At 71.5% G+C, this 25,044-nt stretch carries 23 protein-coding genes; 9 read left to right on the top strand and 14 right to left on the bottom strand.

Annotation, left to right across the window (positions count from 1 at the left end; genetic code table 11):
* Positions 1 to 2,417, top strand: a 2,417-nt coding sequence (locus tag GT042_RS14225; RefSeq protein ID WP_161309073.1) for a tetratricopeptide repeat protein, incomplete at its 5' end; no start/stop codon positions are given.
* A 20-nt stretch (positions 2,418 to 2,437) separates the two neighbouring features.
* Here GT042_RS14225 and GT042_RS14230 read toward each other — a convergent pair.
* Both GT042_RS14230 and GT042_RS14235 read right to left on the bottom strand, forming a co-directional pair.
* Positions 2,438 to 3,430, bottom strand: a complete 993-nt coding sequence (locus GT042_RS14230; RefSeq protein WP_161309074.1) for a siderophore-interacting protein — start codon at positions 3,428 to 3,430, stop codon at positions 2,438 to 2,440.
* A 145-nt stretch (positions 3,431 to 3,575) separates the two neighbouring features.
* Positions 3,576 to 4,436: an ABC transporter substrate-binding protein gene (locus tag GT042_RS14235; RefSeq protein WP_161309075.1), complete on the bottom strand. Its 861-nt coding sequence runs from the start codon at positions 4,434 to 4,436 to the stop codon at positions 3,576 to 3,578.
* A 263-nt stretch (positions 4,437 to 4,699) separates the two neighbouring features.
* Between GT042_RS14235 and GT042_RS14240 the strand changes: the two genes are divergently transcribed.
* Both GT042_RS14240 and GT042_RS14245 read left to right on the top strand, forming a co-directional pair.
* Complete coding sequence (locus tag GT042_RS14240) at positions 4,700 to 5,185, top strand: cation:proton antiporter regulatory subunit (RefSeq protein WP_161309076.1); 486 nt, start codon at positions 4,700 to 4,702, stop codon at positions 5,183 to 5,185.
* A gap of 6 nt (positions 5,186 to 5,191) precedes the next feature.
* Positions 5,192 to 6,457, top strand: a complete 1,266-nt coding sequence (locus GT042_RS14245) for a cation:proton antiporter (RefSeq protein WP_161309077.1) — start codon at positions 5,192 to 5,194, stop codon at positions 6,455 to 6,457.
* 63 nt (positions 6,458 to 6,520) lie between these two features.
* On the opposite strand, the gene GT042_RS14250 is transcribed toward GT042_RS14245, so the two are convergent.
* The 7 genes from GT042_RS14250 to GT042_RS14280 all read right to left on the bottom strand — a co-directional run bounded on the left by GT042_RS14250 (position 6,521) and on the right by GT042_RS14280 (position 12,681).
* Positions 6,521 to 7,096 (bottom strand): TerD family protein, encoded by a 576-nt coding sequence (locus tag GT042_RS14250; protein ID WP_161309078.1) that lies wholly within the window; start codon positions 7,094 to 7,096, stop codon positions 6,521 to 6,523.
* Between the two features lie 172 nt (positions 7,097 to 7,268).
* The gene (locus GT042_RS14255) at positions 7,269 to 8,825 is read right to left on the bottom strand and encodes an SDR family oxidoreductase (protein WP_161309079.1); all 1,557 of its coding nucleotides are present in this window, start codon (positions 8,823 to 8,825) and stop codon (positions 7,269 to 7,271) included.
* A 93-nt stretch (positions 8,826 to 8,918) separates the two neighbouring features.
* Complete coding sequence (locus GT042_RS14260) at positions 8,919 to 9,329, bottom strand: PTS fructose transporter subunit IIA (RefSeq protein ID WP_161309080.1); 411 nt, start codon at positions 9,327 to 9,329, stop codon at positions 8,919 to 8,921.
* Positions 9,326 to 9,955, bottom strand: a complete 630-nt coding sequence (gene dhaL, locus GT042_RS14265) for a dihydroxyacetone kinase subunit DhaL (RefSeq protein WP_161309081.1) — start codon at positions 9,953 to 9,955, stop codon at positions 9,326 to 9,328. Before dhaL ends, GT042_RS14260 begins: the two co-directional genes overlap by 4 nt.
* Positions 9,956 to 10,061: 106 nt before the next feature.
* The gene (gene dhaK / locus GT042_RS14270) at positions 10,062 to 11,054 is read right to left on the bottom strand and encodes a dihydroxyacetone kinase subunit DhaK (protein WP_161309082.1); all 993 of its coding nucleotides are present in this window, start codon (positions 11,052 to 11,054) and stop codon (positions 10,062 to 10,064) included.
* Between the two features lie 204 nt (positions 11,055 to 11,258).
* The gene (locus tag GT042_RS14275) at positions 11,259 to 11,933 is read right to left on the bottom strand and encodes a TetR family transcriptional regulator (protein WP_161309083.1); all 675 of its coding nucleotides are present in this window, start codon (positions 11,931 to 11,933) and stop codon (positions 11,259 to 11,261) included.
* 106 nt (positions 11,934 to 12,039) lie between these two features.
* Positions 12,040 to 12,681, bottom strand: coding sequence for a hypothetical protein (locus GT042_RS14280; protein WP_161309084.1), 642 nt, complete (start codon positions 12,679 to 12,681; stop codon positions 12,040 to 12,042).
* Positions 12,682 to 12,934: 253 nt separating this feature from the next.
* Here GT042_RS14280 and GT042_RS14285 point away from each other — a divergent pair, with 253 nt between their 5' ends.
* Both GT042_RS14285 and GT042_RS14290 read left to right on the top strand, forming a co-directional pair.
* Complete coding sequence (locus GT042_RS14285; RefSeq protein ID WP_161309085.1) at positions 12,935 to 13,447, top strand: SRPBCC family protein; 513 nt, start codon at positions 12,935 to 12,937, stop codon at positions 13,445 to 13,447.
* A 119-nt stretch (positions 13,448 to 13,566) separates the two neighbouring features.
* Complete coding sequence (locus tag GT042_RS14290) at positions 13,567 to 15,975, top strand: FdhF/YdeP family oxidoreductase (protein ID WP_161309086.1); 2,409 nt, start codon at positions 13,567 to 13,569, stop codon at positions 15,973 to 15,975.
* 76 nt (positions 15,976 to 16,051) lie between these two features.
* Here the strand turns inward: GT042_RS14290 and GT042_RS14295 are convergent, their stop codons facing one another.
* On the bottom strand, positions 16,052 to 16,921 hold the full coding sequence (locus GT042_RS14295; RefSeq protein WP_345943772.1) for an SDR family NAD(P)-dependent oxidoreductase: 870 nt from the start codon (positions 16,919 to 16,921) through the stop codon (positions 16,052 to 16,054).
* Between the two features lie 32 nt (positions 16,922 to 16,953).
* Positions 16,954 to 17,865 carry an alpha/beta hydrolase gene (locus GT042_RS14300; protein ID WP_161309087.1) on the bottom strand — a complete coding sequence of 304 codons (912 nt, stop codon included), beginning with the start codon at positions 17,863 to 17,865 and terminating at the stop codon, positions 16,954 to 16,956.
* 231 nt (positions 17,866 to 18,096) lie between these two features.
* On the opposite strand from GT042_RS14300, the gene GT042_RS39065 reads away from it, so the two are divergent.
* Positions 18,097 to 18,159 carry a hypothetical protein gene (locus GT042_RS39065; RefSeq protein WP_237530795.1) on the top strand — a complete coding sequence of 21 codons (63 nt, stop codon included), beginning with the start codon at positions 18,097 to 18,099 and terminating at the stop codon, positions 18,157 to 18,159.
* A gap of 139 nt (positions 18,160 to 18,298) precedes the next feature.
* Here GT042_RS39065 and GT042_RS39855 read toward each other — a convergent pair whose 3' ends face one another.
* Positions 18,299 to 18,388 carry a hypothetical protein gene (locus tag GT042_RS39855; protein ID WP_345943773.1) on the bottom strand — a complete coding sequence of 30 codons (90 nt, stop codon included), beginning with the start codon at positions 18,386 to 18,388 and terminating at the stop codon, positions 18,299 to 18,301.
* A gap of 230 nt (positions 18,389 to 18,618) precedes the next feature.
* On the opposite strand from GT042_RS39855, the gene GT042_RS39070 reads away from it, so the two are divergent.
* Complete coding sequence (locus tag GT042_RS39070) at positions 18,619 to 18,819, top strand: ketopantoate reductase C-terminal domain-containing protein (protein WP_345943774.1); 201 nt, start codon at positions 18,619 to 18,621, stop codon at positions 18,817 to 18,819.
* A 57-nt stretch (positions 18,820 to 18,876) separates the two neighbouring features.
* Here GT042_RS39070 and GT042_RS14320 read toward each other — a convergent pair whose 3' ends face one another.
* Positions 18,877 to 19,773 carry a hypothetical protein gene (locus tag GT042_RS14320; RefSeq protein WP_161309089.1) on the bottom strand — a complete coding sequence of 299 codons (897 nt, stop codon included), beginning with the start codon at positions 19,771 to 19,773 and terminating at the stop codon, positions 18,877 to 18,879.
* Between the two features lie 96 nt (positions 19,774 to 19,869).
* On the bottom strand, positions 19,870 to 21,276 hold the full coding sequence (locus tag GT042_RS14325) for a choice-of-anchor Q domain-containing protein (protein WP_161309090.1): 1,407 nt from the start codon (positions 21,274 to 21,276) through the stop codon (positions 19,870 to 19,872).
* A 240-nt stretch (positions 21,277 to 21,516) separates the two neighbouring features.
* On the opposite strand from GT042_RS14325, the gene GT042_RS14330 reads away from it, so the two are divergent.
* Together GT042_RS14330 and GT042_RS14335 are read left to right on the top strand one after the other, a co-directional pair.
* Complete coding sequence (locus tag GT042_RS14330; protein WP_161309091.1) at positions 21,517 to 22,620, top strand: GntR family transcriptional regulator; 1,104 nt, start codon at positions 21,517 to 21,519, stop codon at positions 22,618 to 22,620.
* Between the two features lie 285 nt (positions 22,621 to 22,905).
* Positions 22,906 to 25,044 (top strand): ATP-binding protein (locus GT042_RS14335; protein WP_202532760.1); only part of this gene is annotated, 2,139 nt, incomplete at its 3' end.

Here is a 25,044-nt window from a genome sequence, read left to right on the forward strand (position 1 = left end):
TAGCGCACCCCCCGGGCCCGGACGGCAGGGCGTGGCCCGACGGTGTGTGGGTCGTCGAGCTGGCGCCCGTGCGGGAGGCCTCGGCCGTGTCCGAGGCGGTGTTGACCGTGCTGGGCGCTCGCGAGACCGCCGTGCAGGGGTCGCCCGGGGGGCGTGGTGCGACCGCCGGGGCGCCCCCGGCGGATCCCCTCGACCAGTTGGCCGAGCACTGCGGGCAGCGCCGGATGCTCCTCCTGCTGGACAACTGCGAGCACGTGATCGGCGCCGCCGCCGAACTCGTCGAGGGCCTCCTCACCCGCTGCCCCGGCGTCACCGTCCTCGCCACCAGCCGCGAACCGCTGGGCGTGCCGGGTGAGTCCGTACGCCCCGTGGAGCCGCTGCCGCAGGACGTCGCCCTGCGGCTCCTCGCCGAACGCGGCGCCGCCGGCCGCCCCGGCTTCCGCGTCTCCGACGACCCCGACGCCTGCGCCGAGATCTGCCGCAGGCTCGACGGCCTCCCGCTCGCCCTCGAACTGGCCGCCGCCCGCCTGCGCGTGCTCGGCCCCCGCCAGATCGCCGACCGCCTGGACGACCGGTTCCGGCTCCTCGGCACCGGCAGTGGCAGCAGGACCGTCCTGCCCCGGCAGCAGACCCTGCGGGCCGTCGTGGACTGGTCCTGGGACCTGCTCGCCGAGGACGAGCGGGCGGTCCTGCGCCGCCTGTCCGTCTTCTCCGGCGGCTGCGCCCTCGCCGAGGCCGAGGCGGTCTGCGACACCCCCGACACGCTGTCCCTGCTGGCCTCCCTCGTGGACAAGTCCCTCGTCGTCGCCGCCACCGGATCCCGGACCGGCTCGGCCCCCGCCGGGATGCGCTACCGCCTCCTGGAGACCGTCGGCGAGTACGCGGCCGAACGCCTCGCCGAGTCGGGCGAGCGGGCGGCCGTCGAACGCCGCCACCTCGCCGCGTACCGCGAACTGGTCCGCGTCGGGGACCCGGAGCTGCGCGGCCACGGGCAGACCCACTGGCTGGGTGTCTTCGAGCGCGAACACGACAACGTACGGGCCGCGCTGCGCACCGCCGTCGACCACAAGGAGGAGCAGGAGGCGCTCTGCCTGGTCCTCGCCATGAGCTGGTTCTGGCAGCTGCGCAACCACCGCACCGACGCCCTCGCCTGGTCCTCCGCCGTCGCCGCCCTCGGCCCCGACCCCTTCGAGGAGCCCGTACGGCCCGCCGTACCGCTCACCGAGCCGTGCACGGCCCTGCCCCCGCCCTGGTCGGAGGACCAACAGTGGGAAGCCCGCCGGGGGATACGGCTGATGCTCCTCGCGGGCTCCGACGACGGCGCCTTCACCGCCGACCGCCCCGGCACCCGGTCACGACTGCGCGCCATCGTGTCGGCCTACGGCCCCGGGCTGCCGCAGAACTGCCGCCAGCCCGGCACGACCTGGTTCTTCGCCCGGCTGATGACGGGCGACCTCCCCGGCATCACCGAGACGATGGAGGAACTGGTCCTCGCCTCCCGGGCCCAGGGCGACAGCTGGCACCTCGGCCTGGCGCTGATGCTGCGCGCGAAACTCCTCAACGACCGTACGGAGGGGTTGATCCGCTCCGGTCTCGACGCCGACGAGGCACTGGCCCTCTTCGAGCGGGCCGGCGACCTGTACGCCATCGCCGAATCGCTGTCGGCCCGCGCCGAGACCCACGAACGCCAGGGCCGGTACGAGGAAGCCGCCGCCGACCTCGAACGCGCGATGGGGTGCTGCGCACGGATCGGGGCCCACGCCCAGATCCCGCTGTTCAAGGCACGGTTGGCGTCCGTACGGCTCGACGCGGCCGGCGCCGCCGACGACCAGGACGCGGCGCGGCGCGCCGAGGAGCTGCTGGTCGAAGCGGTCGAGGAGAACGCGGTGCACTTCGGCCAGACCGCCGGCACGTCGCGGCTGCTGCTGGCCAGACGCTACGGACGCACCGGACGCACGGACCTCGCCCGCGCGCAGCTGCACACCCTGGAGAGCGAGAACCCGTACGCCCGCCGGGCCCTCTTCGGTGGCATGGTCTCGGGTCTGCACGGCTGGCTGGACTGTCTGGAAGGGGAGTTCGACCGCGCCCTGGACCATCTGCGGCTGGCCGTCGAGCGTTTCGACCGGCTGGTGTTCCTGGTGGCGCCCCACCTGATCGTCGGCCAACTCCCCAGCGCGGCCTGGGCCAAGACGCGGCTGGGCGATCCGGAGGCCGGGGCACGGCTGCTGGGCGCCCACGCACGCCACACCGAACTGCCCGAAGGGATCGGCCTGCACCCGTTCCCGCCGGCCTCCGACACCGAGATCCAGCAGCACGCGGAGGCGGTCGTACGGACGGCACTCGACGGCCCGGCCTACACCCGCGCCCACGCCGAGGGCCGCGACCTCACGGTGGAGGAGGCCGCGGCCCTCATCTGACGCGTTCTACTGCTGACCCGTCAGGAACCCTGTGGGTCCTGCGACATGGACGACTCGGCGGCGATCCCCGCGTCCGCCACCCGTTCGCGTGCCTCGGCGAGGTCCGCCTCCGTCGGCGCGTCGTCCTGCGAGAGGCTGCGCCGCCAGTACCCGGTGAAGTCGACAGCCCGCCGGTCGAACCCGCGCTCCTCGACCAGATGGCGCCGCAGCGCCCGGACGGCACCGGCCTCACCGCCGAGCCAGCCGTGCACCGAACCCGCCGGGAACACCGCGTCACGCACCGCCCGGACCAGCGGCCCCAGGGGCCCGGCCGGCGCCCGGCCGCGATGCAGCCAGTGCACGGTCACGTCCCCCGCCGTCACGAACCGCTGCTCCTCCGCCGCGTCCACGACCTCGGCGAAGACGACCGCGTGGGCCCCGGCGGGCAGCGCCTCCACGATCGTGCCGATCGCGGGGAGTGCCGTTTCGTCCCCGGCCAGCAGCATCCAGTCCGTCGTCCCCAGCGGCAGGGGCGTCGCGAAGTACGCCGAGGGGCCGAACATCCCGAGCACGTCGCCCGGTGCGGCCGACCGCGCCCACCGCGTCGCCGGCCCGGCCTCCCCGGCCCCACTCACGCCTCCGCTGTCCCCTTGCAGCACAAAGTCCCCGTGCAGCACAAAGTCGACACAGATCGTGCCGAGGACCGGGTCGTGCGAGCGGATCGTGTAGCTGCGCGCCCAGGGCCGCTCGGCCTCCGGGATCGCCTGGAAGGCCCCGTACCACCGCATCACGTCCTGCTCCGGCCCCGCCGCCCCGCTCGCGGGCAGCCGGGGAACCCGCTGCCCGGCCCTGGGGAAGTACAGCTTCACCTGCTGGTCGGGGCCCGCCAGGGCGAGATCGCCGAGGTCGGGGCCGCCGAAGGTGACCCGGACCAGGTGCGGGGAGAGCCGTACGACACCGGTGACCTCGACGGTTCGTACGGGCAGTGCCCGGGGCGTGGCGGCGGGCGGCGGCCTGTCTGCGTTCTCTGTCATACGGGCCACGCTGGCAGCCCGCGCCGACACGCCCCCGACAGCGCGTCGACACCGGGCCGATGCCCCGGTGCGGCCGGTACGCCCCCGCGGCTACAGGGCGGCTGGTACGCCCCCCGTCCACAGGGCGACCGGTATGCCCCCGCGCCTACAGAGCTGCCGCGACCGCGTCGAGGAACCGCGCGTGCGCACGGTGGCTGCACGGCGCTTCCGGGTTCCACCCCACGATCCGCGCCCGCTCCTCCAGGGCACGCCAGGCGGGGTTGGACCGCAGGCTCTCGCGCGGCGCCGCGTTCACCCGTACGTCGACCAGGACGACATCCGGCTCCAGGGCAGCCGCCTCCGCCCACTCGACCGTGCGCCAGTTGGTCCCCGCGCCCTCCGCCGGCTCGATCAGCGACACGCCCAGCTCGGTGAGGTCGCGCAGGTCGGGCCAGGTCGACGGCCGTGCCAGATAGGCCGTTTCGGGTCCCGCCGCGGACAGGGCCAGCACCCGGGGGCTGTCGGCCCGGCCCGTCAGCGTCCGTACGGAGGCCTCCGCGTGCGCCAACTCCGCCTCGGCGGGCCCGTGCGGAGCGTGCAGCGCGCGGGCCAGTTCCGTGAACCGGTCCCTGATCCCGCCGAGGGAGCGCTCCTTGCCCACGTCGAGGACCACCACCGGGACCTGCTCCTCCAGGTGTTTGGCCGCCTCGGGGTCGATGCCGTACACCTGCCCGCCCCCGTAGCTGACGGCGACCACCAGGTCGGGCTCCGCCGCGACGAGCGCGTCCAGGTCGACGGCGCTGCCCGCGCCGAAGGAGACCAGCCCGGCGAGCGGCAGGTCGCCCGCCTTGGCGGGGTCGGGTGCCCCGCCGTCGTGATGGGAGCCGAAGATGCCCAGCGGACGCAGCCCGTGGTCCCACAGCGTCGCGCCGGCCTGTATGTACGCGGCCACCCGTGCGGGGTGACCGGGCGTCACGGTCAGGTGGCCACGGTCGTCCGTGAACTCCCAGCTGTTGCTCGAGTCCATGCCTCGCCTCGTTCCGCTCGTATCGGTGCGGTGTTCGGTACAGGACGGCCGTACGGATGTGTGTGCGGTCGCCACCCACTCTCTGCCCATCCGGAAGCCCGCGGACTCCCACCGCGCCCGTCCACGTCACCGCCCCGCCCAGCAGGCCGGGGCGGCTGCGGCATCCGGCGGCCCGCGCCCCATGAGGGAGAATGTGTGTTCGGGCGGCGGTGGGAGCAGTCGCCGCCCGTACGCCCGCCGACCCGTCCCCAGGGAGCGTTCCGATGAAACCCGCCGCTCATGTCCGCAAGACCGCCCTGCCCGGCGTCGGTACCCGCTACGACCTCAACACCGAGGCGGGCGCCCATCTTTCGGTCGTCGTGCACCAGGACGGCCGGCGCATCATCTCCTTCCACGACCCGGAGGACGACGACGCCTGCAAGGACGCCGCCGCCCTCGCGCCGTCCGAGGCGACCGCGCTGTCCGCGCTCCTGACGCCCGACCCGGTCGCCCATCTCCACCAGCACCTGGAGATCGACCTGGTCACGGAGCACATCCCGGTCGGCAAGAGGTCCCCGTACGCGGGCCGCACCCTCGGCACCACCCAGGCCCGCACCCGCACCGGCGCGTCGATCGTCGCCGTCCTGCGCCGTACCGACGCCTTCCCCTCACCCGCCCCGGACTTCCGCTTCGCCCTCGGCGACACGCTCGTCGTCGTCGGGACGCGCGAAGGCGTCGACGCCGTGGCCGAACTGATCACCGGAGGCTAGCCGACCGTGCATGACACCACCCCGCTGCTCATCGAACTCGGCTCCATCATCCTGGGGTTGGGCATCCTCGGGCGGCTCGCCGGACGGATCGGGTTCTCGCCCATCCCGCTCTACCTGCTGGCCGGACTCGCCTTCGGCCACGGCGGCCTGATCCCGCTCGACGCGAGCGAGGAGTTCGTCGCCACGGGCGCGGAGATCGGCGTCATCCTGCTGCTGCTCCTGCTGGGACTGGAGTACAGCGCCTCGGAACTGGTCACCAACCTCAAGACCCAGTACCCCTCGGGGATCGTCGACCTGGTCCTGAACGCCGTGCCCGGCGCCGTCGCCGCGCTCCTCCTCGGCTGGGGTCCGGTCGCGGCGGTCGCGCTGGCCGGGGTCACCTGGATCTCGTCCTCCGGGGTGATCGCCAAAGTACTCGGCGACCTCGGCCGGCTCGGCAACCGCGAGACCCCCGTCATCCTCGGCGTGCTGGTCATCGAGGATCTCGCGATGGCCGTCTATCTCCCCCTGCTCACGGCCCTGTTGGCCGGACTGAGCCTGGCGAGCGGCTCCGTCACCCTGCTGATCTCGCTCGGCACGGTGGGCGCGGTCCTCTATCTGGCCCTGCGCCACGGCCGGTTGATCAGCCGGGCGGTCTCCTCCGACAACCCGGAGATGCTGCTCCTCGTGGTCCTCGGCCTGACCGTCCTGGTCGCCGGGATCGCCCAGGAACTCCAAGTCTCTGCCGCCGTCGGCGCGTTCCTCGTCGGGATCGCCCTGTCCGGCGAGGTCGCGAAGGGCGCGCACCACCTGCTGGCGCCGCTGCGTGACCTGTTCGCCGCGGTCTTCTTCGTCTTCTTCGGGCTGAACACCGATCCGGCCGCCATCCCGCCCGTCCTGCTCACGGCCCTCGTCCTGGCGCTCGTCACGACCGCGACGAAGATCGGCACCGGCTGGTACGCGGCGCGCCGCGCCGGGGTGCGGACGGCGGGCCGCTGGCGCACCGGCGGCACACTGGTGGCGCGCGGTGAGTTCTCCGTCGTCATCGCCGGGCTCGCGGTCGGCGTGGAGCCCCGCATCGGCCCGCTGGCGACGGCCTACGTCCTCATCCTGGTGATCCTCGGCCCCCTGGCGGCCCGTTGGACGGAACCGCTGGTGCGCAGGGCGACCCGGTGGCGCAAGCCGAAGGATGCGGCCCGCGTGCCGACAGCGGTCCCGGCACCGGAGGTACCCAGGACCACCGAGGCACCCGGGACGCCGGAGGAGAGCGGTGAGGTACGGGGCGCGGTCTGAGCCCCCCCGCACCCCTCGTACTTAGCCCCCCCGTACCTCACCGCGTCACCTACGCACCCGTTCTCAGACCCCGACGCCGAAGTCCGACGCGATCCCGGCGAGGCCGCTCGCGTACCCCTGGCCGACCGCGCGGAACTTCCACTCGGCGCCGTTGCGGTACAACTCACCGAAGATCATGGCCGTTTCGGTGGCCGCGTCCTCGCTGAGGTCGTAGCGGGCCAGCTCCGCGCCGCCCGCCTGGTTGACCACCCGGATGAACGCGTTACGGACCTGGCCGAAGCTCTGCCCACGGTTCTCGGCGTCGTGGATCGACACCGGGAAGACGATCTTGGTGACGTCGGCGGGCACGGCCGCCAGGTTCACCTTGATGGCCTCGTCGTCACCCTCGCCCTCACCGGTGAGGTTGTCCCCGGTGTGCTCCACGGACCCGTCCGGGCTGGTGAGGTTGTTGTAGAAGACGAACTGCTGGTCCGAGCCGACCTTGCCCGACTCGCCGACCAGAATGGCGCTCGCGTCCAGGTCGTAGTCGGTGCCGGTGGTCGTCCGTACGTCCCAGCCGAGGCCGACCAGGACGGCCGTCAGCCCCGGTGCCTCCTTGCTGAGCGAGACATTGCCGCCTTTGGACAGGGAAACTCCCACGCTGCTCCTCCTGAGCTGTGCCGAGCCGTGTTGGTGCCGTAGCGAGAATCTACAACAGTGTAGAAACATTCGGGAGCCACCCGACGGGCCGGTTCGGCCGGCCCGCGCCCACGCCGACCGACCGCCTCAACGCCGATCGGCCTCCCGCCTCAACGCCCGCCGACCTCCCGCCTCAACGCCGGCCGACCCGGGTCGGCTCCCGCCGTCCCGTGGCCGAACCACCCGCCGTCCGCGTGATGTTGCGTGCCATCCCGCCGAACACCGTGGCGTGGAAAGGCGAGATGCTCCACCAGTACGCGTGCCCCAGCAGCCCCTGCGGATGGAACAGCGCCCGCTGCCGGTACACCGTCACGCCCTTCTCGTCGCGGTCCGCCCGGAGTTCGAGCCAGGCCAGCCCCGGCAGCCGCATCTCGGCCCGCAGCCGCAGCAGCCGCCCCGGCTCGATCTCCTCCACGCGCCAGAAGTCCAGCGAGTCACCCACCCGCAGGTGCTGCGCGTCCCGCCGGCCCCGGCGCAGCCCCACCCCGCCGACGAGCCGGTCGAGCCGGCCCCGTACCGCCCAGGCCAGCGGGAACGAGTACCACCCGTTCTCCCCGCCGATACCCTCGATGACCCGCCACAGCGACTCCCGGGGCGCGTCCACGGTCAGTTCGCGCTCGTCCGTGTAGAGGCTGCCGCCGGCCCAGTCCGGGTCCGTGGGCAGCGGATCGCTCGGGGCGCCGGCCACCGAGGCGGACGTCCAGCGGGTCGACACCTGCGCCTCCTGGATACGGCGAAGCGCCAGCTCGGCGGACCGGTCGAAGGTGAGCGGCCCGCCCGGCGGATCGGGGACGTACCGCGCGATGTCCTTCTCGTGGCACACGACTTCGTGGCGCAGCGACTCCGCCAGGGGCCGGGCGATGGACGCCGGGACCGGGGTCACCAGGCCGACCCAGTGGCTCGACAGGCGCGGGGTCAGCACGGGTACGGGGAGGATGAGGCGCCGGGGGAGTCCGGCGACGGCCGCGTACCGCTGCATCATGTCCCGGTACGTCAGGACGTCGGCGCCGCCGATGTCGAACGCCCGGCTGACGTCCTCGGGCAGGCGCGCGCACCCGACGAGGTAGCGGAGCACGTCGCGTACGGCGATGGGCTGGAGGGACGTCCGTACCCAGCTGGGCGTCACCATCACGGGCAGCCGCTCCGTGAGATAGCGGAGCATCTCGAACGAGGCCGAACCCGAGCCGATGATGACCGCGGCACGCAGGACGGCCGTCGGCACCCCGGAGTCCAGCAGGATACGGCCGACCTCGGCGCGCGAGCGCAGGTGCGGCGACAGCTCGCCCTCGGGTACGCCGGCCGGGGTGAGCCCGCCCAGGTACACGATCCGCCGCACGCCCGCGGCCTTCGCCTGCTGGGCGAACGTGCGGGCGGCGCGGCGGTCGGTGGCGGCGAAGTCCTGGCCGGTGCCGAGCGCGTGCACCAGGTAGTACGCGACGTCGATGCCCTGGAAGGCGGCCCCGAGGGAGTCGGGATCGGTGACATCGCCCCGTACGATCTCCGCCCGGCCCGCCCAGGGGTGGTCGCGCAGCTTGTCCGGGGTACGGGCCAGGCAGCGCACCGTGTGCCCGGCGTCGAGCAGCTCGGGCGCCAGCCGGCCGCCGATGTAGCCGGTGGCGCCGGTCACGAGACAGCGCAGCCCCGGTGCCGCCGGCCCTTGCCTTTCGTCCTGATCAGATACGTCCCTCATAGGGTGAGCGTGTGCCCCGGAGCGGCGATCAGCAACGCGGCGTGCGCCGACCGGCGCCTTCCCGGTCCTCCGGACCTTTCGGTCGGTCTTCCGTCACACCTTGCGGTACGAGTAGGCCTCGGCGGCGGCTGCCTCCACCGCGTCCAGGTTCCCGCCCGCCGACGAGGTGACGACGGCGGCCACCGCGCCCTCCACGAACGGAGCGTCCAGGAGCCGTGCCCCCGCGGGCAGCTCGTCACCCTCGGCGAGCAGCGCCTTCACCGTCAGTACGGAGCTGCCGAGGTCCGCCAGGATCGCGACACCGGAGCCCCGGTCCACCCGCGCCGCGGCGGCGGATATGAGCTCCGAGCTGGTGCCCAGCTCACCGCCCGGGGTGCCGCCCGCGCCGGCGACCGGGGCGAGAGGGCCGCCGCCCGCCAGGCCCCGGGCCAGCTCCGCGACGGAATCGGCGACACTCGCGCTGTGCGACACCAGCACGATCCCCACCGGCTTCTCGATGCTCATGCCGTCGCCTCCCACGTCTCGGCGAGGGCCGCGAGGAGCAGGGCGGAGGACGTGGCTCCCGGGTCCTGGTGCCCGACGCTCCGTTCGCCCAGATAGCTGGCCCTGCCCTTGCGCGCCTGGAGCGGTACGGTCGCCAGCGCTCCGGCCTCCGCCGCCTCCGCGCCCGCGGCGAACGACGTACCGAGGGCCTCCGTCGCGGGCTCCAGCGCGTCCAGCATCGTCTTGTCCCCGGCCTTCGCCCCGCCCAGCTGCGCCACGGCCGCCACCCCGGCGGCCAGCGCCTCGGCGAACTGCGCGGGCGTGACCTCGGCCCCGTCGCCCAGCGCCTTGCCCGTACGCCGCAGCAGTGTGCCGTAGAGCGGCCCCGAGGCGCCGCCCACCGTGGAGATCAGCTGCCGTCCCGCGAGGGTCAGCACGGCGCCGGGCGTCAGCGGACCTTCCTTCTCCAGGGTGGCCGTGACCGCGCGGAAACCGCGCTGGAGGTTCCTCCCGTGGTCGGCGTCACCGATGGCCGAGTCCAGCTCGGTGAGCCGGTCGGCCTCCCGCTCCACCGCCGCGCCCGCGGCCGTCAGCCAACGGCGGAAGAAGTCGCCGTCGAGGGTGCGGCCGGATTCCTGATCGGACATGTGAACTCCTCGCGCGCGCGTCGCGTCCGTGGACGCCTTGTCCCGAACCTATCGGCCTGCCGCATGGACCACGCTGACGGTCCGGCCGTCACGGAACCACCCCTCCTCAGCGGCCCCAGCGCAGTCCGACGGTCTCCACCGGCGCGTCGTAGAGGCGCAGCAGCTCGCCGTCGACCTGGCAGAGGGTCACGGAGCAGCCGGCCATGTCCAGGGAGGTCACGTAGTTCCCGACGAGGGTGCGGGCCACGGTGACGTTCCGCTCCGCGAGCACCCGCTGGACCTCCGCGTTGAAGCCGTACAGCTCCAGCAGCGGGGTCGCGCCCATGCCGTTCACCAGGGCCAGTACGGGCCCCTTGGGCCGCAGGTCCTCCAGGACCGCGTCCACCGCGAAGTCGGCGATCTCGCGGGACGTCATCATCGCGCGCCGCTCGCGCCCCGGCTCCCCGTGGATACCGATGCCCAGCTCCAGCTCGCCGTCGGGCAGGTCGAAGGTGGGGGTCCCCTTGGCGGGCGTGGTGACCGCGCTCAGGGCGACACCGAAGGTGCGGGAGCTCTCGTTCACCTGCCGGGCGATCGCCTCGACCCGGTCCAGGGGCGCCCCCTCCTCGGCGGCGGCGCCGGCCAGCTTCTCGACGAACAGCGTGGCGCCCGTACCGCGCCGCCCGGCGGTGAAGAGACTGTCGGTCACCGCCACGTCATCGTTGACCAGGATTTTCGCGATCTGGATGCCTTCTTCTTCGGCCAGCTCGGCGGCCATGTCGAAGTTCAGCACGTCACCGGTGTAGTTCTTCACGATGAACAGCACCCCGGCACCGCTGTCGACGGCCGCGGCCGCCCGGACCATCTGGTCGGGCACGGGCGAGGTGAACACCTCACCGGGACAGGCGGCAGAGAGCATTCCCGGCCCGACGAAACCCCCGTGCAGGGGCTCGTGCCCCGACCCTCCGCCGGACACCAGCCCCACTTTCCCGGCGACGGGCGCGTCTCCGCGGACGATGACGCGGTTCTCCACATCCACGGTCAATTCAGGATGCGCCGCCGCCATCCCCCGGAGCGCGTCGGCCACCACGGTCTCGGGCACGTTGATGAGCATCTTCATCTGCTTCTCCCAGCTACCTCGGCAGGCACGTCCCTGACCGGCACACTCGCAGGTCAGGCCCTACAAGCCCATGCTTCGACCTCAGCGGTCCCCGGCGGGTGAAAGCGGGTGCGGGCGGGGCTCGCCGCACGGTGACCTCTGGATCCATTATCGATCGAACCTGCCCGTACGGCATGGCCTGGGAACAGGTCGTCGCCGGGCGGGTCAGGAGTCGGCGCGGGCGAGCGCGCCCGCGGTGAGAGTGGCCAGCACCTGCTGGAGGGAGTCGGCGAAATCCATCCTCAGCGCGGCGAGGGACGGATCGGTCTCGTAGGCGACGAGCATCGCCCGAGAGGGGCGGGCGTGGGTCCACACCGCTCCGATGACCATGATCGCGGAGGCAGCCAGTTCCGGTGCCCGCTCCTTGAGCTCGGGCAGGTGGAGGCGGGTGAGCGCGACAAGGTCGTCCACGTTCGCGATCGCGGACCTCTTGTAGCGGGCGGCCACCCCCGGTGACACGTTGTGCTCCAGGACGCCTGCCTGTGCGCTGAGCAGGTCGCACAGCATCCGGCGCTCGGCGAGGGAGCCGGTGACCACTGCGGCGAACTGCTCACCCCGCTCCTGCGCCGACGCCTCCGCGTCGATGCCCTCGGCCAACCGGCCGGGCAGATCGGCCGTCCACTGCTTCCAGGCCTGGTCCAGAAGCTCCAGCAGGACGGCCTCGCGGGACTCGAAGTAGCGCAGCACGTTCGACTTGGCCAGCCCGACCCGACGGCTCAGCTCGTTGAGGCTCACCTCGCTCACGGTCGCCTCTTCGAGCATGGCGGCGGCCGTGTCGAGGATCACGCGACGCCGGATCTCGCGCTGCTCCTCGCTGCGTGCGCGCTGAAATGTGGTCATGCTCCCAGCTTACGGACTCTCGGTCTTTTGACAGGAAACCGGAGGTGCGGGGTTCGCGGCGATGCCTTCGCCCACCCGCCTGCCCTCAGCCGCCTGACGACAGGGGTCAGCCCCCGGGGAGCTTGTAGCCCGACGCGACGTTCAGGGTGGTGGCGAACGTCAGATACATCAGCCACAGGCCGGTGAGGATACGGAAGGAGCCGAGGCCCTTCTCGCCGATGACGGTCACCGGGCCCTTTCCCGCCACACGGCCCGGGCGGCCGATCGGGACGCTCGCGAAGAGCTCGAAGAAGTACACCGCGGTCAGCCCGGTGAAGAGCAGGCCCACCGGCCACGCTCCGATGCGGTAGAAGACGACCATGCCCAGGATCGAGATGATCATGAACGCGACGCACATTCCGCCGTTGGTGCGCGCGTCGGACTGCCGGTAGCGGTTCCATCCCAGGGCGAACCAGTGGATGCCGTAGACGCTGAACGCCAGGGCCGTCATGTACAGGGCCTTGTCGTTGAAAACCTGGAACCAGGTCAGGCCGACGAAGAGGTAGATCCCGGCAAGGGCCTGGCACAGCCCGGGCATGAAGACACCCCAGACACCGGTGGCCCGGTCCACGGCGGCGTCGCGCGCCGGGGAGCCGAACAGTTCCTGCGGCCCGTAGATCAGATAGCCCGTCCCCAGACCGAAGAATCCAAGGACCACGGGAACGAACGCGGACTGGGGAAATACGAGGGCGAATCTGCTGGGATCCATGCGGCGCGACTTTCGCTGGGGAATCGACGGGACAATCGACGGGACAATCGACGGGACAAGATGAATGTCCGGACGGGTGCCGGTGTGCGTGGGTCCGAGTAAATCCATCCGGCGCAGTGGCGGCGCCCTGACACGCCGCAACTTCCCCGGTGACGCTCTGATGAGCGGAAGGCAGCGGCCTTCCCTAGGCTGGAAGAGTCCGAGGCAGTTGTGCGTGCGGGTGGCGTGATCAGAAGCGGAGAGACGGTAATTCATGAGCATCATCGAGGCTTCCGCCGACATCGGCGTCCCCGTCCGAATGGCGTACAACCAGTGGACGCAATTCGAAACATTCCCCCGGTTCATGGACAGCGTGGTATCCGTCGAGCGGTCCACGGCGACCCAGACCCACTGGGTGACGAAGTGCGGCGGGCTCACCCGTGAATTCGACACCGAGGTGGTGGAGCAGCGCCCGGACGAGCGAGTCGCCTGGCGGAGCCTGGGCCGGCCGCTCCACTCGGGAGCCGTCACCTTCGTCCCGCTGGGCGACGAGATGGTGCGGGTGACGATGAGGATCGAAGTGTCGCCGCGCGGAATCCTGGAGCGGGCCGGCAACGCGATGGGCGTGGTGCGCAAACGGGTGGACCAGGACCTGGCGAACTTCAAGGAGTTCATCGAGGGCCAGGGGTGCGAGACCGGGCAGTGGCGCGGTGCGATCACCGAGAGCCGCGTACGGCCGGACTCCGGCCAGAACCACCCCCGGGTCCCCAACTGGCCGAGTGGCTGAGAGCCTTCGTACGGCTGACAGCGTCCGGCCGGCCCCCACCGCCGGCGTGCCCGCGTATCGCCCACATGGCTCTGGGCGGCCACGCCGCCCGCGTGCGTACGCCTGGCCCTGGTGCGTAGATGGACCGACGGCAAGTGACGATTCCGGCTTCGCGTGCACCGTCCGGCCGGGCGTGGCGCGCAAAAGGAGATCGATTCCGGGTGAGGAAACCACCGACAGCGGACCAGGCCGACGAACCGACCGGCGACCTCGCACAGATCACTCCGCCCAAGAGAGCGGCGGCCGGAGTGCCCGCGGTGACCCACGCCCTGACGTACTCCCTGGCCGAGGCCTCCGTCACGCACACCGCGCTCACGCTGCTCAACATGAACCAGACCAAGGGCTTCGACTGCCCGGGCTGTGCCTGGCCCGACCCCGACCCGGGCAGCCGGCACGTGAACGAGTACTGCGAGAACGGCGCCAAGCACGTCAACGACGAGGCGACCGGGCGGCGGATCACTCCGGACTTCTTCGAGAAGTACTCGGTCACCGAGCTCGGGCGCTCCTCGGACCAGTGGCTCAACCAGCAGGGCCGGCTCACCCAGCCCATGGTGAAGCGGCCCGGGTCCGACCACTACGAGCCCATCAGCTGGCACGACGCGCTCGGGCTGATCGCCCGCGAGCTCCAAGGCCTGGACTCGCCCGACGAGGCCGCGTTCTACACCTCGGGCCGGGCCGGCAACGAACCCGCGTTCCTGCTCCAGCTCTTCGCGCGACTCTTCGGGACCAACAACCTCCCGGACTGCTCCAACATGTGCCACGAGTCCAGTGGCGCCGCGCTGCACGAGACGCTGGGCATCGGCAAGGGCAACGTCAGCCTCAAGGACATCTACCACGCCGACCTCATCATCAGCCTGGGCCAGAACCCGGGCAGCAACCACCCTCGCATGCTCTCCGCGCTGGAGAAGAACAAGCAGAGGGGCGGGCGCATCGTCGCGATCAATCCGCTGCCCGAGGCGGGCCTCATCCGGTTCATGAATCCGCAGACCCCGCGCGGCGTGATCGGCAACGGCACGCGCATCGCCGACGACTTCCTCCAGATCCGTCTCGGGGGAGACCTCGCCCTCTTCCAGGGCCTGAACCTGCTGCTGCTGGAGGCCGAGGACGCCGCGCCCGGCACCGTACTGGACCGTGCCTTCATCGACTCGCACACCAACGGCTTCGCCGAGTACGCCGAGCACCTGCGTACGACCGTCTCCTGGCCGGACGTCCTCGCGGCCACCGGGCTGACGCGGGCCCAGATCGAGCACCTGCGCGACCTCGTCCTCACCAGCGAGCGGATCGTGCTGTGCTGGGCGATGGGGCTGACGCAGCACAAGCACTCCGTACCGACCATCCGCGAGATGGTGAACCTCCTGCTGATGCGCGGCAACATCGGGAAGCCCGGCTCGGGGGTGTGCCCGGTGCGGGGGCACAGCAACGTGCAGGGCGATCGGACCATGGGGATCTGGGAGCAGATGCCCCAGCAGTTCATGGACGACCTCGGGCGGGAGTTCTCCTTCACTCCGCCGGCCGAACACGGCCTGGACACGGTGAACTCGATCCGGGCGATGCGCGAGGGTCGCATCAAGGTCTTCCTCGCGCTCGCGGGCAACTTCGTACGGGCCACGCCCGACAGCCGGGCCACCGAGGAGGGGATCCGCCGGTGCCGCCTCACCGCGCACATCTCCACCAAGCTGAACCGTTCCCACACGGTCTGCGGTGAGACGGCGCTGATCCTGCCCACCCTCGGCCGCAGCGAGCGCGACTACCAGGCGGGCGGCGAGCAGTTCGTCACCGTCGAGGACTCGATGAGCCAGGTGCACGCCTCCCACGGCCGCCTCGCCCCCGCGTCCAAGCACCTCCTCAGCGAGGTGTCGATCATCAGCCGGCTGGCGCGCAGGACCCTCGGTGAGGGCGGGACCGTGCCCTGGGAGCAGTTCGAAGCGCATTACGGGTCCATCCGCGACCGGATCGCCCGGGTCGTGCCGGGGTTCCAGGACTTCAACGCCCGCGTGGTCCAGCCGGGTGGCTTTCCCCTGCCCAGCCCGGTGAACGAAGGGGTGTTCCCGACCGACAGCGGCAAGGCGGAGTTCACCCGCAACGCCTTCGAGGCACTGCACGCGCCCCCAGGCCACCTCATCCTTCAGTCGATCCGCTCGCACGACCAGTGGAACACCGTCCCCTACACGACGAACGACCGCTACCGGGGCATCCACGGTTCACGCCGCGTCGTCATGGTCAACCCGCGGGACCTCCGGACCCTCGGTCTGGCCGACGGCGACCGGGTCGACCTGGTGAGTGTCTGGCGCGACGGTGTCGAACGGCGCGCGGAGGACTTCCGGCTGGTCGCCTACCCCACGGCGGTGGGCTGCGCGGCGGCGTACTACCCGGAGACGAACGTGCTCGTGCCGCTGGACAGTGTGGCCGACGTCAGCAACACCCCCACGTCGAAGGGGATCACGGTCCGTCTGGAGCGGCTGGACGACCCGACGCCGGAAATGGCCTGAGTGTGACGGTGCGGTGGCGTCGGCTCCGGCGGACTTCTCCGGGGTGGGGCCGACGACTCTGGGCCGGCCTGCCCGTTCAGGTGGAGGCCAGCTCGTTGGCGGACTCGGACGTGGCGCGCCACGCCGCGTCGGAGTCCGCCAACTGCTGTGCGGCGGCGTGGGCGTACTGCACGGCGTCCTGGCCCAGCAGCAGCCGGAGCGGGGCGTCCTCGCGGCCGGCCAGGTCACGGACGATCTCCGCGATGCGGGCGGGGTCCGCGCTCCGGGCCCCCATGGCGGCCATGGCCTCAGGGTCGGGATTACGGATCATGTCGACGAACGCGCCGACGGTGGGCCGGTACGGATCGCTGAGCGGCGGGATCGTCATGGACGAACCGGCCCAGTCCGTGCGCATGCCACCGGGCTCCAGGACGGTGATCTTGATGCCGAAGGGGGCGACCTCCTGGGCGAGCACGGTGGAGAATCCGCCTACGGCCCACTTCGCGCTCTGGTAGGCGGACAGGCCGGGTGAGCCGATCCGCCCGCCGAGCGAGGACACCTGGAAGACGTGGCCGGAGCCCTGCTCGCGCAGGACCGGTATGACGGCCTTGGTGACGTTCACGACGCCGTAGAAGTTGGTGTCGACCTGGGCTCGGAAGTCCGCCGGGGTGACGTCCTCGACGGAGGCGACGTCGCTGTAACCGGCGTTGTTGACCACGACGTCCAGGCGGCCGAAGGTCTTCACGGCTTCCTGGACGGCCTCCTGCGCCTGGTCGCCGTCGGTGACGTCGAGGGCCAGGGGCAGGATCCGCTCGCCGTACCGGGCGGCGAGGTCGTCGAGCTGGGCGGGGTTGCGGGCGGTGGAGACCACCCGGTCACCGGCCGCGAGGGCGCCTTCGACGAGGGCGCGGCCCAGGCCGCGGGAGCTTCCGGTGACGAACCAGACCTTGGACATGACGATGCTCATCTCTCTGAGGGGGGCGGGGGTGTCGGAGGGAGCTAGCGGGCCGGCGTCTTCGCGATCCGCCCGGCGATGAGGTCGTACATCTCGCGGGTACGGGCGGTCTCGTCCGTCAGCAGATTGAAGGCGTGATCGAGGCCCTTGAACTCGCGGTGCTCCAGGAGAGCGCCGGCGACCTCGAGCTTCCGGGCGTAACGCACGCCGTCCTCGCGGAGCAGGTCGAGTTCACACGTGATCACGACGGCGGGGGCGATGCCGTCCAGGCCGTCGGCGTTGGTGCCGTACAGCGGGGAAGCGAGCCGGTCGGTACGGTCTGCCGGGTCGGGCAGGTACGCGCCCATCAGGATCGGGACGACGGCCGGGCGTACGACGGGCTTGGCGGCCTTGGCGCGCTTCTTGCGGTCGTACATGTCGAACGGCGCGTAGGAAAGGACCTGGAGGCCCACGTCGAGAGCACCGGTCTCCCAGGCCAGGCGGGCGACGGCCGCGGCCAGCGCGCCACCCGCGCTCTGCCCACCGACGCCGAGCCGGGAGCCGTCCCAGCCGTGCCCGGTCCCATGCGCGGCGACCCACCGCGCGATCTCGTACGCCTGGGTGGGCGGGGCCGGGAAGGGGTGCCGCGGGGCGAGCACGTAGTCGACGTTGACGACGACGGCCGGGGCGTTGGCCGCGAGGTAGCGGCACATCGCGTCGTCCATCTCGTAGTGGCCGATGACGAAGCCGCCGCCGTGGAAGTTGACGTAGACCGGAGGGACCGGAGCTGCGTCGTCCAGGTCCGGGGGCGGGTAGTAGACGGTCGCTTCCGCCTCCCCGTACGACGTCGGGATCATCAGCTTCTTGGTACGGCCGGGGATGTCCGGGAAGGTCACCGCGGCCCGGACCTCGGGCGCCGGGGCGGCCTGGACGACGCGGGCGAGCGGGCGGGCCACGAGGGTGGAGAACAGGGTCATGACGTCACCTCGGTCAGGGGGAGGGGAGGAGAGGGCCGGCCCGCAGATCGGACACCGATGGTCCGGTGCCCTCTCTGCCTGCGGCGGGCTGGGCCGTAGGGCGACGGAACGCTGACGGAGCCATTTCAGACCGCCGGTTCGTTACGCGTTCCCAACGTAAGGGACCGGCGGCCTGATGTCAAAAGACCGTGAGTCTGTAAACCGAGCGGTGGACACTGTGCGACCTGCGACCTGCTCAGCGCCCAGGCCGGCGTGCTGGAGCACAACGTCTCGCCCGAGATCGCCGCCCGCTAAAAGAAGGCCGGCGGTGTCCAACGTTGCCGACCTGGCTGTTCTGGTCTGCGTCCACCTGAGTGAGGCCGGCGGGCGCGCCGAGCAGCTCTGCGGCCAGATGATCATGGCTGCGGGGGCGGTGTGGACCGACGCCCGTCCGTCAGCCGCCAAGCTCGCCGCCTATGAGGACGAGCACGGTGGCGTACTCAAGGTATTCGTCGATTCCGTAGTGTCCGAACTCGCGGCCGATGCCGGACTGCTTGAACCCGCCGAACGGGGCGTCGGAGTCCGCCGGATATGTGTCAGTCCCGGGTCATCCGCGAGCCCATGTTCTGCGCCTGGTGCTCACCACCAGCTCGTCGCGTTGCTGGAATTGCAGGCGCTTCCCGCGTAGGTCACGTAACAAGCGCGCATCGCGACGTTCGAGCTGGTACTCGTGGGCCGGCCGGCCGAGTACCGGCCCACGCCGCGCTCCGGCAACTGGTCACGGCGCCCGGCTCTTCCATGACGTCGTCGCTGTCCCGCGAACTGGCCGCCGGCCGCCCGACCGAGGTCGAGAACCTGCTCGGCGACCTCATCCACCGGGGCCGCGCCGCAGACGTCCCCGTACCCCGCCTGGCAGCCGCGGCCCTGACCTTGCGCGCTCACAACCGACGACCCACCGCCACGCGGGGAAACTGATCGGAACGGCCGGCGCCGACGTGGTGGACGGCGACGGGCGCGTACTGCTGCCCGGGCTCATCGACTCCCACGTCCATCGTGGCTGATCATGACTGAGTCCGCCTTGCCGCCCGCGACATGGCGGACAAGACGCTTGAGCGACACCGGGGCCGTGCTCCGGTCGACGAGGCCGGCCATTCTGCGGAACCGGGCGACGGGCAGGGCGAAGGACGTCTGCGGAAGCAGCACGGCGATCTCGGCCGTGGTGTTCTCGACGTCGCGCCACGCTGTGAGTCTCGCCGCCGCTCCGAATGCCGCGACCAGTGAGGTGAGTCTCCGGCGAGGGGTGTCGGCCGCCGACACAGTGCCGACGAGGCGTTCAAGTGCTTCGTCCGCGTGCCCGACACGGGCCAGGACCTCTGTCTCGTGGGTGGTCACCTGGCTCAGGTCGATCCACCGGGACCAGTCCGGATCGGTCTCGGCCACGGAATCGAGTACGTTCACCTTGGCCTGGTCGATCTCCCGCATGGCCCTCCCCTCTTCGCCGACGATCGCGTAGGCCTGTGCTTTGCGGACATGCGCCATGACGTGCAGGCGAGGCGGCGTGCGCGGGCCGGAGAGCACTTCGTCCGCGAAGGCGAGAGCCGCGCCCACGTTGCCGGTCTCGACGGCGTGCATGGACAGCAGGTCGAGGACGAAGGCGCGGAAGCCCGGCTCGCCCGCGAGCCGGGCCAGGTGCGCGGCCTCCAGAAGTGCACTGTGTGCCTCTTCCTGACGGTCGGCGTGAAAGAGCAGCCATCCGGCGACCTGGGCAAGCTCCGCCTCGGTGGCGAGACGCTGTTTGCTCACACTGCCAGTGGTGTGTGCGTGCTTTCTCCAGAGCGCGAGAGAGGCATCCGCCACCTGCTCGGGACCGTGCCGTCTGTCGTGGTCGAGGAGCCTGCTGATCGAGGTGCGCATGTGTTGGACGGTCATGGTGTGCCCCCTTCCGGCCGTTGAGCGACAGGCCCGGCCCTGTGTACCCGGCCGGGCCTGTCATCTCGTGTCCGTGTCCGTGTCGGGCGGGGCCGGTCAGTACTCGTAGGCGCCCACGTCGAAGGTGGTGGAGCGGGGTTTCTTGTCGGCGTCGAGGGTGGGTGCGTCCCTGTTGGTTCCGGCGCCGATGGCGGGGGACCCGGGCTTGAGGTGGAGGTCTCCGGCCGGGTAGTTGACGAAGTATGTGGAGTAGGCGGTGCCCACCGTGATGTTGTTGGAGTGCTGGGTGTTGGTGCCGGCGCCGGTGTTGAACGTGCGTGCCAGGTTGTTGCGGACGATGTTGCCGTTCGAGGGCGTGCCGTCCTTCTGGTTGGTGAGGCGGATCTCGCTGTCGGTGGCGGGGGAGCGCGGGACCACGGTGTTGTTGACGATCCTGCTGTTGTTCATGCCGTACAGGCCCATGGCGAGACCGACTTCGACCTGCACCACGTTGTTCTCGATGGTCCAGTTGTTGTACGGGCCGTCGAAGGCGCCGATGCCCTGGATGGTGTACTTGCCGTTGTACTGGAACGGGATCTTGGCGTAGCGCGTGCCCGTGCGGCTGATGAAGACGTTCCCGCGCAGGATCACGTTCGACACCGGGGTGAAGCTGCCGTCACCGCGGTAACTCTGGAACATGTCGCGGTGCGGCGGGTCGTTCTCCGTGCCGGGCGGCACGACGGCGTAGCTGTTCACCGCGGAGTTGTACTCGACCAGGCAGCCGCTGACCTTGCAGCGGAAGGCGTCCTCCCAGAAGTGGTTGACGCTGTTGCCCCGTATCACCACACCCGTGGCACCCGCCCCGGCCTGGGAGGTGCGCTCCGCCATCACGCCGTTGCGGACGTTGCGGATCTGGTTGTTCACCACCTGGTTGTCGCTGCCGACGACCTGGACGGCGGTGCCGCTGCGGTTGACCCAGTCGTTGTTGTACCAGGTGTCCGCCGCCGAGTCGCTCGCCGCCCGGATCTGCGAGTTCTGGAGGACGTCCTGGGTGGCGCCGGCGTCGAACTGCACGAGGTTGCCGGTGGTGTACGTACCGTCGGCCTCCTGCGGCGAGACCAGGACGCCGTCGACCGTCCAGCGGTTGGCTCCGGAGGCGAACCGCAGCGTCTTCATCCTGGGCGTCGCGCCGGGCGCGGCCTTGATGGTCCGCACGCCCGTGGCGCCGCCGGTGATGACCGGGCTGCCGTGGTTTCCGTTGCGCAGGTAGATGATGTCTCCCGCGCCGAACGTCCGGCCCGAGGCGAAGACCTCCTGCAACGTCCGCCAGGGCCTGTCCGCCGTACCGGGATTGTTCGCCGACCCGGCTGCGGGATCCACGTAGTAGACCGCGGCCGCCGCGGCGGCGGACGAGGCTCCCGCGCCGAAGGCCGTCTGATTGACCTGGAGTCCCAGGGCCGACAGGGCGCAGATGACAACCAGGGCGCGCCTGTTCGTACTGCGTGGGGACAGGGGGGTGGCCATGACGGGACCTCTGCTTCTGATGTGGGGATGTGGGGGATGCGGGGAGGCGCGTGAGGATGGGGGCGGCGTCGACGCGTGCCGCGTCTGGTGAGGAGTTTGGGTCAAGTCATGCCGTCGGTCAACAGATTCATTGGACGGAATTATGGCTTGGCGACCCGTCAGGTCCGGCAGTACGGGCGAAGGACGGGCGTAAGATCGTCGCTCCGGGGCCGCGTACGTACACACCGAGGGGGACTTTCCATGAGCTCGTCGGAAGGCCTCGGGACCGGTCCGCGCGGGAACAAGACGCAGCGGCTCGCCGACGATCTGCGCCGGGCCGTCGCGGAACTCCGCTGGCCGGCCGGGAAGCTCCCGACCGAGCAGCAACTGGCCCGCGACCAGGCGGTGAGCGTCAACACGGTCCGCAGGGCGGTCGACCTGCTGGTGCAAGAGGGCCTCGTCTACCGGCGGCAGGGATCCGGTACGTACGTCCGCGCCTCTCCGGCGCCGGGCACGGGGTACGCCATCGGTGTGGTCGTACCGTCGCTCACCTACTACTACCCGCGTGTCATCACCGGCATCGAGCGCGAACTCTCCCGCCACGGCTGCCGGATGATCCTGCGCTGCGCCGAGTGGAATCCCGAGCTGGAACGCGAAGCCGTCGAAGAGCTGACCCGGTCCGGATCGGACGGGCTGATAGTGGTGCCCACGCTCGGCGAGGACGCACCGCATCCCTGGCTCCGGGACGCGGAACGATCCGCCGTGCCCATGGTCCTCGTCGAACGGGGCATGGAACTCCCCGCCACCTCGCACGAGTTCGTCTGCTCCCACCACGCCGCCGGAGCGCGTGCCGCTGTCGAACACCTCCTGCGCCTCGGACACACCCGCATCGGCTACGCGGAGAGAACCAGCCCCCACACCGCACCACAGGTCAGGTCGGGCCTGGCCACCGCACTGGAGCAGGCCGGCCTCGACCCGGTCCCCGTGGTCGCGACCTCCTTGCGCAGTTGGACGGCACAGGACGCGGACCGCTTCCTCGACCAGTTGGTCCGGCAGCGGGGGACGGCCGCGCTCTGCTTCGCCGACCGCGAGGCGTCGTTGCTGGTCGGCGCGGCACGGCGGCGCGGGCTACGCGTCCCCGAGGACCTCTCCGTGATCGGTTACGACAACGAGGTGGCCGACCTGTGTGAAGTACCCCTGACCGCCGTGGCCCCGGCGAAGACGGACATCGGCCGCCGCGCCGCGCACCTCATCAGAACCCGGATCGCCGACCCCGGAGGACCACGGCGGCAGGAAATCCTCGTACCGGAACTCGTCGCACGCGACTCCACGGCCCCACCGTCACCGAATCCCGGCTCGGGCTGAACTGCCGGGGCTTCGTGGACCCGCCCCAGGAGTCTTGCGGACGGATGACACGGATGAGAAGGAGCGCGATGTCGTCACGGCCGGGGGTGCTCGTTGTCGGAGATCCGTAACCGCCGACGCGGTCAGGGCGGAGGCGTTTCGTTGGTTGATGGGGTGGTCCTTGCGCCCTGACACAACTGCTCGTGGTGTCCGTCGCCTTGAGTCGCAACTTTCCGCGTCGGGGGCCCTCGCGAGCTACCGTGGGGCGGAGTTGTCGGAGTTGTCGGAGGAGTCGGGGGTTGTGGCGTGATTGATCCGCTGTCGGTGTCGGCGGTAGTGGCGTTTCTCGGGGCCGTCGGGGCGGGGATGGCGAACGAGTACGGACGGCGGTTGAACGAGGCTGTCGGCGGGATGGTGGCGCGGGTCGCGGGGCGGGAGGTCACGGCCCCGGGTGGGCAGGCCGATCGGGAGGCCGTCGCCCGGGTTCTCGTGGCGGAGGCCCGGCGCGATCCGGGCCAGGCCCGGCTGCTGGGGTCGTTGATGAGCGGGCTGCCGGACCACCGTACGGCGGAAGGGCCCGCGCCCCAGTCGCTGCGGGCACCCGCCCGGTTCTTCACCGACCGCAAGGACGCGCTGACACTGTTGCGCGGGGAGGCGGCGCGGAAGGCCGACGGCCGGCCGCGTGTGGCCGTCGTCTTCGGGCCCCCGGGCATCGGCAGCAGCGAGGTCGCCGCCTACTTCGGCGCCCAGGAGGCCCACCGCTACCCCGACGGCACCCTGTACGCGGATCTGCGGGGCGCGTCGGCGGGTACCGCCCCGACCGCCTCCGTGCTGCTGCGGGACTTCCTCCTGAAACTGCACGTGGCGGCCGAACACATCCCACCCGCCACGGAGGACCGGGCCGCGTGCTTCCGTACGCTCCTGGGCTCCCGGCGCTTACTCGTCGTCCTCGATCACGCCCAGTCCGCCGCCCAGGTCCGCCCCCTGATCAGCGGAGCGCCCGGCGTGTTCACGATCGTGGTGGCCGCGCGCCCGCTGACCGGTCTGGACGCCGTGCCGGTTCCGGTGGGGCCGCTGGCGGACCGGGACGCGCGCCTGCTGCTGGGGGAACTGGTGAGCAAGCAGACGCTGGCGGCTGCCCGCGCCACGCTTCCGGCGGTGCTGGAACGGTGCGCCGGTTCGCCGTTCGCGCTGCGCGCCATGGCCCCGTATCTCGCGGCTCCGGTTCCTGTGCCTGTTGCCGATGTGGCGACAACTGACGGAAATCCCGTTCGCTCCGTCGCCGAAGAGCTGTACCGGCAGCTGTCGCCCGAGTCGGCCCGTGTGTACCGCATGGCCTCGCTACGGCCCTGGCCCGCCCTGGCCGCCGCGCCCGTCGCCGTCGCTGCGGGGGTGAGCGAGCAGGAGGCGGCCCGCACGCTGGCGGAGCTGGCCGAGCGGCAGCTGCTGGAGGAACTCCCCGACGCCAGGTACCGCTTCCGCCCCGCCGTCCGCGCGCACGCGCTGGAAGCCGCCGCCCGCGAGGACGGCCTCGCGCGATGCGCCGCCGCGGTGGCCAGGGCCGTGGAGTACTACGTACGCCTCGCGGTCCGCGCCGACTTCGCGGCGTTGCGCGAACGGCCGCACGTCGACCCGCTCTTCGACGAACTGGGTCCGGGGGAGTACGAGGACGAGGGCGCCGCGATCGCCACGCTCACCGCCGAGTTGGGCAACCTGGTGGAAAGCGTGCTGGCGGCCGAGGAGTTCGGGGACTTCGCCACCGCCTGCCGGGGAACGGAGGCGTTGTGGGCCGTCCAGCTCAAGGCCGGCCGCCACGAGGCCGTACTGCCCGCGCTGCGCGCCGGGGCACGCGCCGCCGAACAGCGGTTCCCCGGTACGGAGATGGCGGGCCGGATGCACACCCAACTGGCCTTCGCGCTGATGGAGACGCCGAGTTGCTACGGCGAGGCCGAACGTGAACTGGAGGCGGCCGCCGAGGCGGAGGAGCGGGCCGGCCACCTCCGGGGTCAGGCGACCGTGATCGAGTCGCTGGGCCTGCTGCGGCTGCGTCAATGGCGGTTCGCCGCCGCCCTGGAGTCGTTCGACGCCGCAGGCCGGTTGTTGGACGGCATCGCCGCCACCGACCGGGACGCGCGACATCTGCCCCGGGCCCGCGCCCTGCTGGAACGCCACCGCGGCCGGGCCCTGCGCGGTCTCGGCCGGTTCGCGCCCGCCAGGCAACGCCTGGCTGTCGCGCTGGAGTTCTTCCGCGCCCCGGACACCGCCGAGCCGTACAACGAGGCCCGTGTGCTGACCGATCAGGCCGAGACCGAGCGCGACGCGGGCGACTACACCGCCGCACTACGGCTGGTCGACGAGGCCGCCGCGATCCTCGGCGGCCAGAAGGCCACCGCTCACCTGGACTCCCTCGACCTGATCCGCCGGGAGTGCCTGGCCGGGCAGGCG

Origin of the sequence: Streptomyces sp. SID3212 (assembly GCF_009865405.1) — a bacterium.
Taxonomy (GTDB): Bacteria; Actinomycetota; Actinomycetes; order Streptomycetales; family Streptomycetaceae; genus Streptomyces.

Coding starts and splice junctions, on each gene's coding strand:
- GT042_RS14230 (WP_161309074.1), bottom strand. CDS start 3,430: ATGACAGAGAACGCAGACAGGCCGCCGCCCGCCGCCACGCCCCGGGCA.
- GT042_RS14235 (WP_161309075.1), bottom strand. CDS start 4,436: ATGGACTCGAGCAACAGCTGGGAGTTCACGGACGACCGTGGCCACCTG.
- GT042_RS14240 (WP_161309076.1), top strand. CDS start 4,700: ATGAAACCCGCCGCTCATGTCCGCAAGACCGCCCTGCCCGGCGTCGGT.
- GT042_RS14255 (WP_161309079.1), bottom strand. CDS start 8,825: ATGAGGGACGTATCTGATCAGGACGAAAGGCAAGGGCCGGCGGCACCG.
- GT042_RS14260 (WP_161309080.1), bottom strand. CDS start 9,329: ATGAGCATCGAGAAGCCGGTGGGGATCGTGCTGGTGTCGCACAGCGCG.
- dhaL (WP_161309081.1), bottom strand. CDS start 9,955: ATGTCCGATCAGGAATCCGGCCGCACCCTCGACGGCGACTTCTTCCGC.
- dhaK (WP_161309082.1), bottom strand. CDS start 11,054: ATGAAGATGCTCATCAACGTGCCCGAGACCGTGGTGGCCGACGCGCTC.
- GT042_RS14275 (WP_161309083.1), bottom strand. CDS start 11,933: ATGACCACATTTCAGCGCGCACGCAGCGAGGAGCAGCGCGAGATCCGG.
- GT042_RS14280 (WP_161309084.1), bottom strand. CDS start 12,681: ATGGATCCCAGCAGATTCGCCCTCGTATTTCCCCAGTCCGCGTTCGTT.
- GT042_RS14285 (WP_161309085.1), top strand. CDS start 12,935: ATGAGCATCATCGAGGCTTCCGCCGACATCGGCGTCCCCGTCCGAATG.
- GT042_RS14290 (WP_161309086.1), top strand. CDS start 13,567: ATGGACCGACGGCAAGTGACGATTCCGGCTTCGCGTGCACCGTCCGGC.
- GT042_RS14295 (WP_345943772.1), bottom strand. CDS start 16,921: ATGAGCATCGTCATGTCCAAGGTCTGGTTCGTCACCGGAAGCTCCCGC.
- GT042_RS14300 (WP_161309087.1), bottom strand. CDS start 17,865: ATGACCCTGTTCTCCACCCTCGTGGCCCGCCCGCTCGCCCGCGTCGTC.
- GT042_RS14320 (WP_161309089.1), bottom strand. CDS start 19,773: ATGACCGTCCAACACATGCGCACCTCGATCAGCAGGCTCCTCGACCAC.
- GT042_RS14325 (WP_161309090.1), bottom strand. CDS start 21,276: ATGGCCACCCCCCTGTCCCCACGCAGTACGAACAGGCGCGCCCTGGTT.
- GT042_RS14330 (WP_161309091.1), top strand. CDS start 21,517: ATGAGCTCGTCGGAAGGCCTCGGGACCGGTCCGCGCGGGAACAAGACG.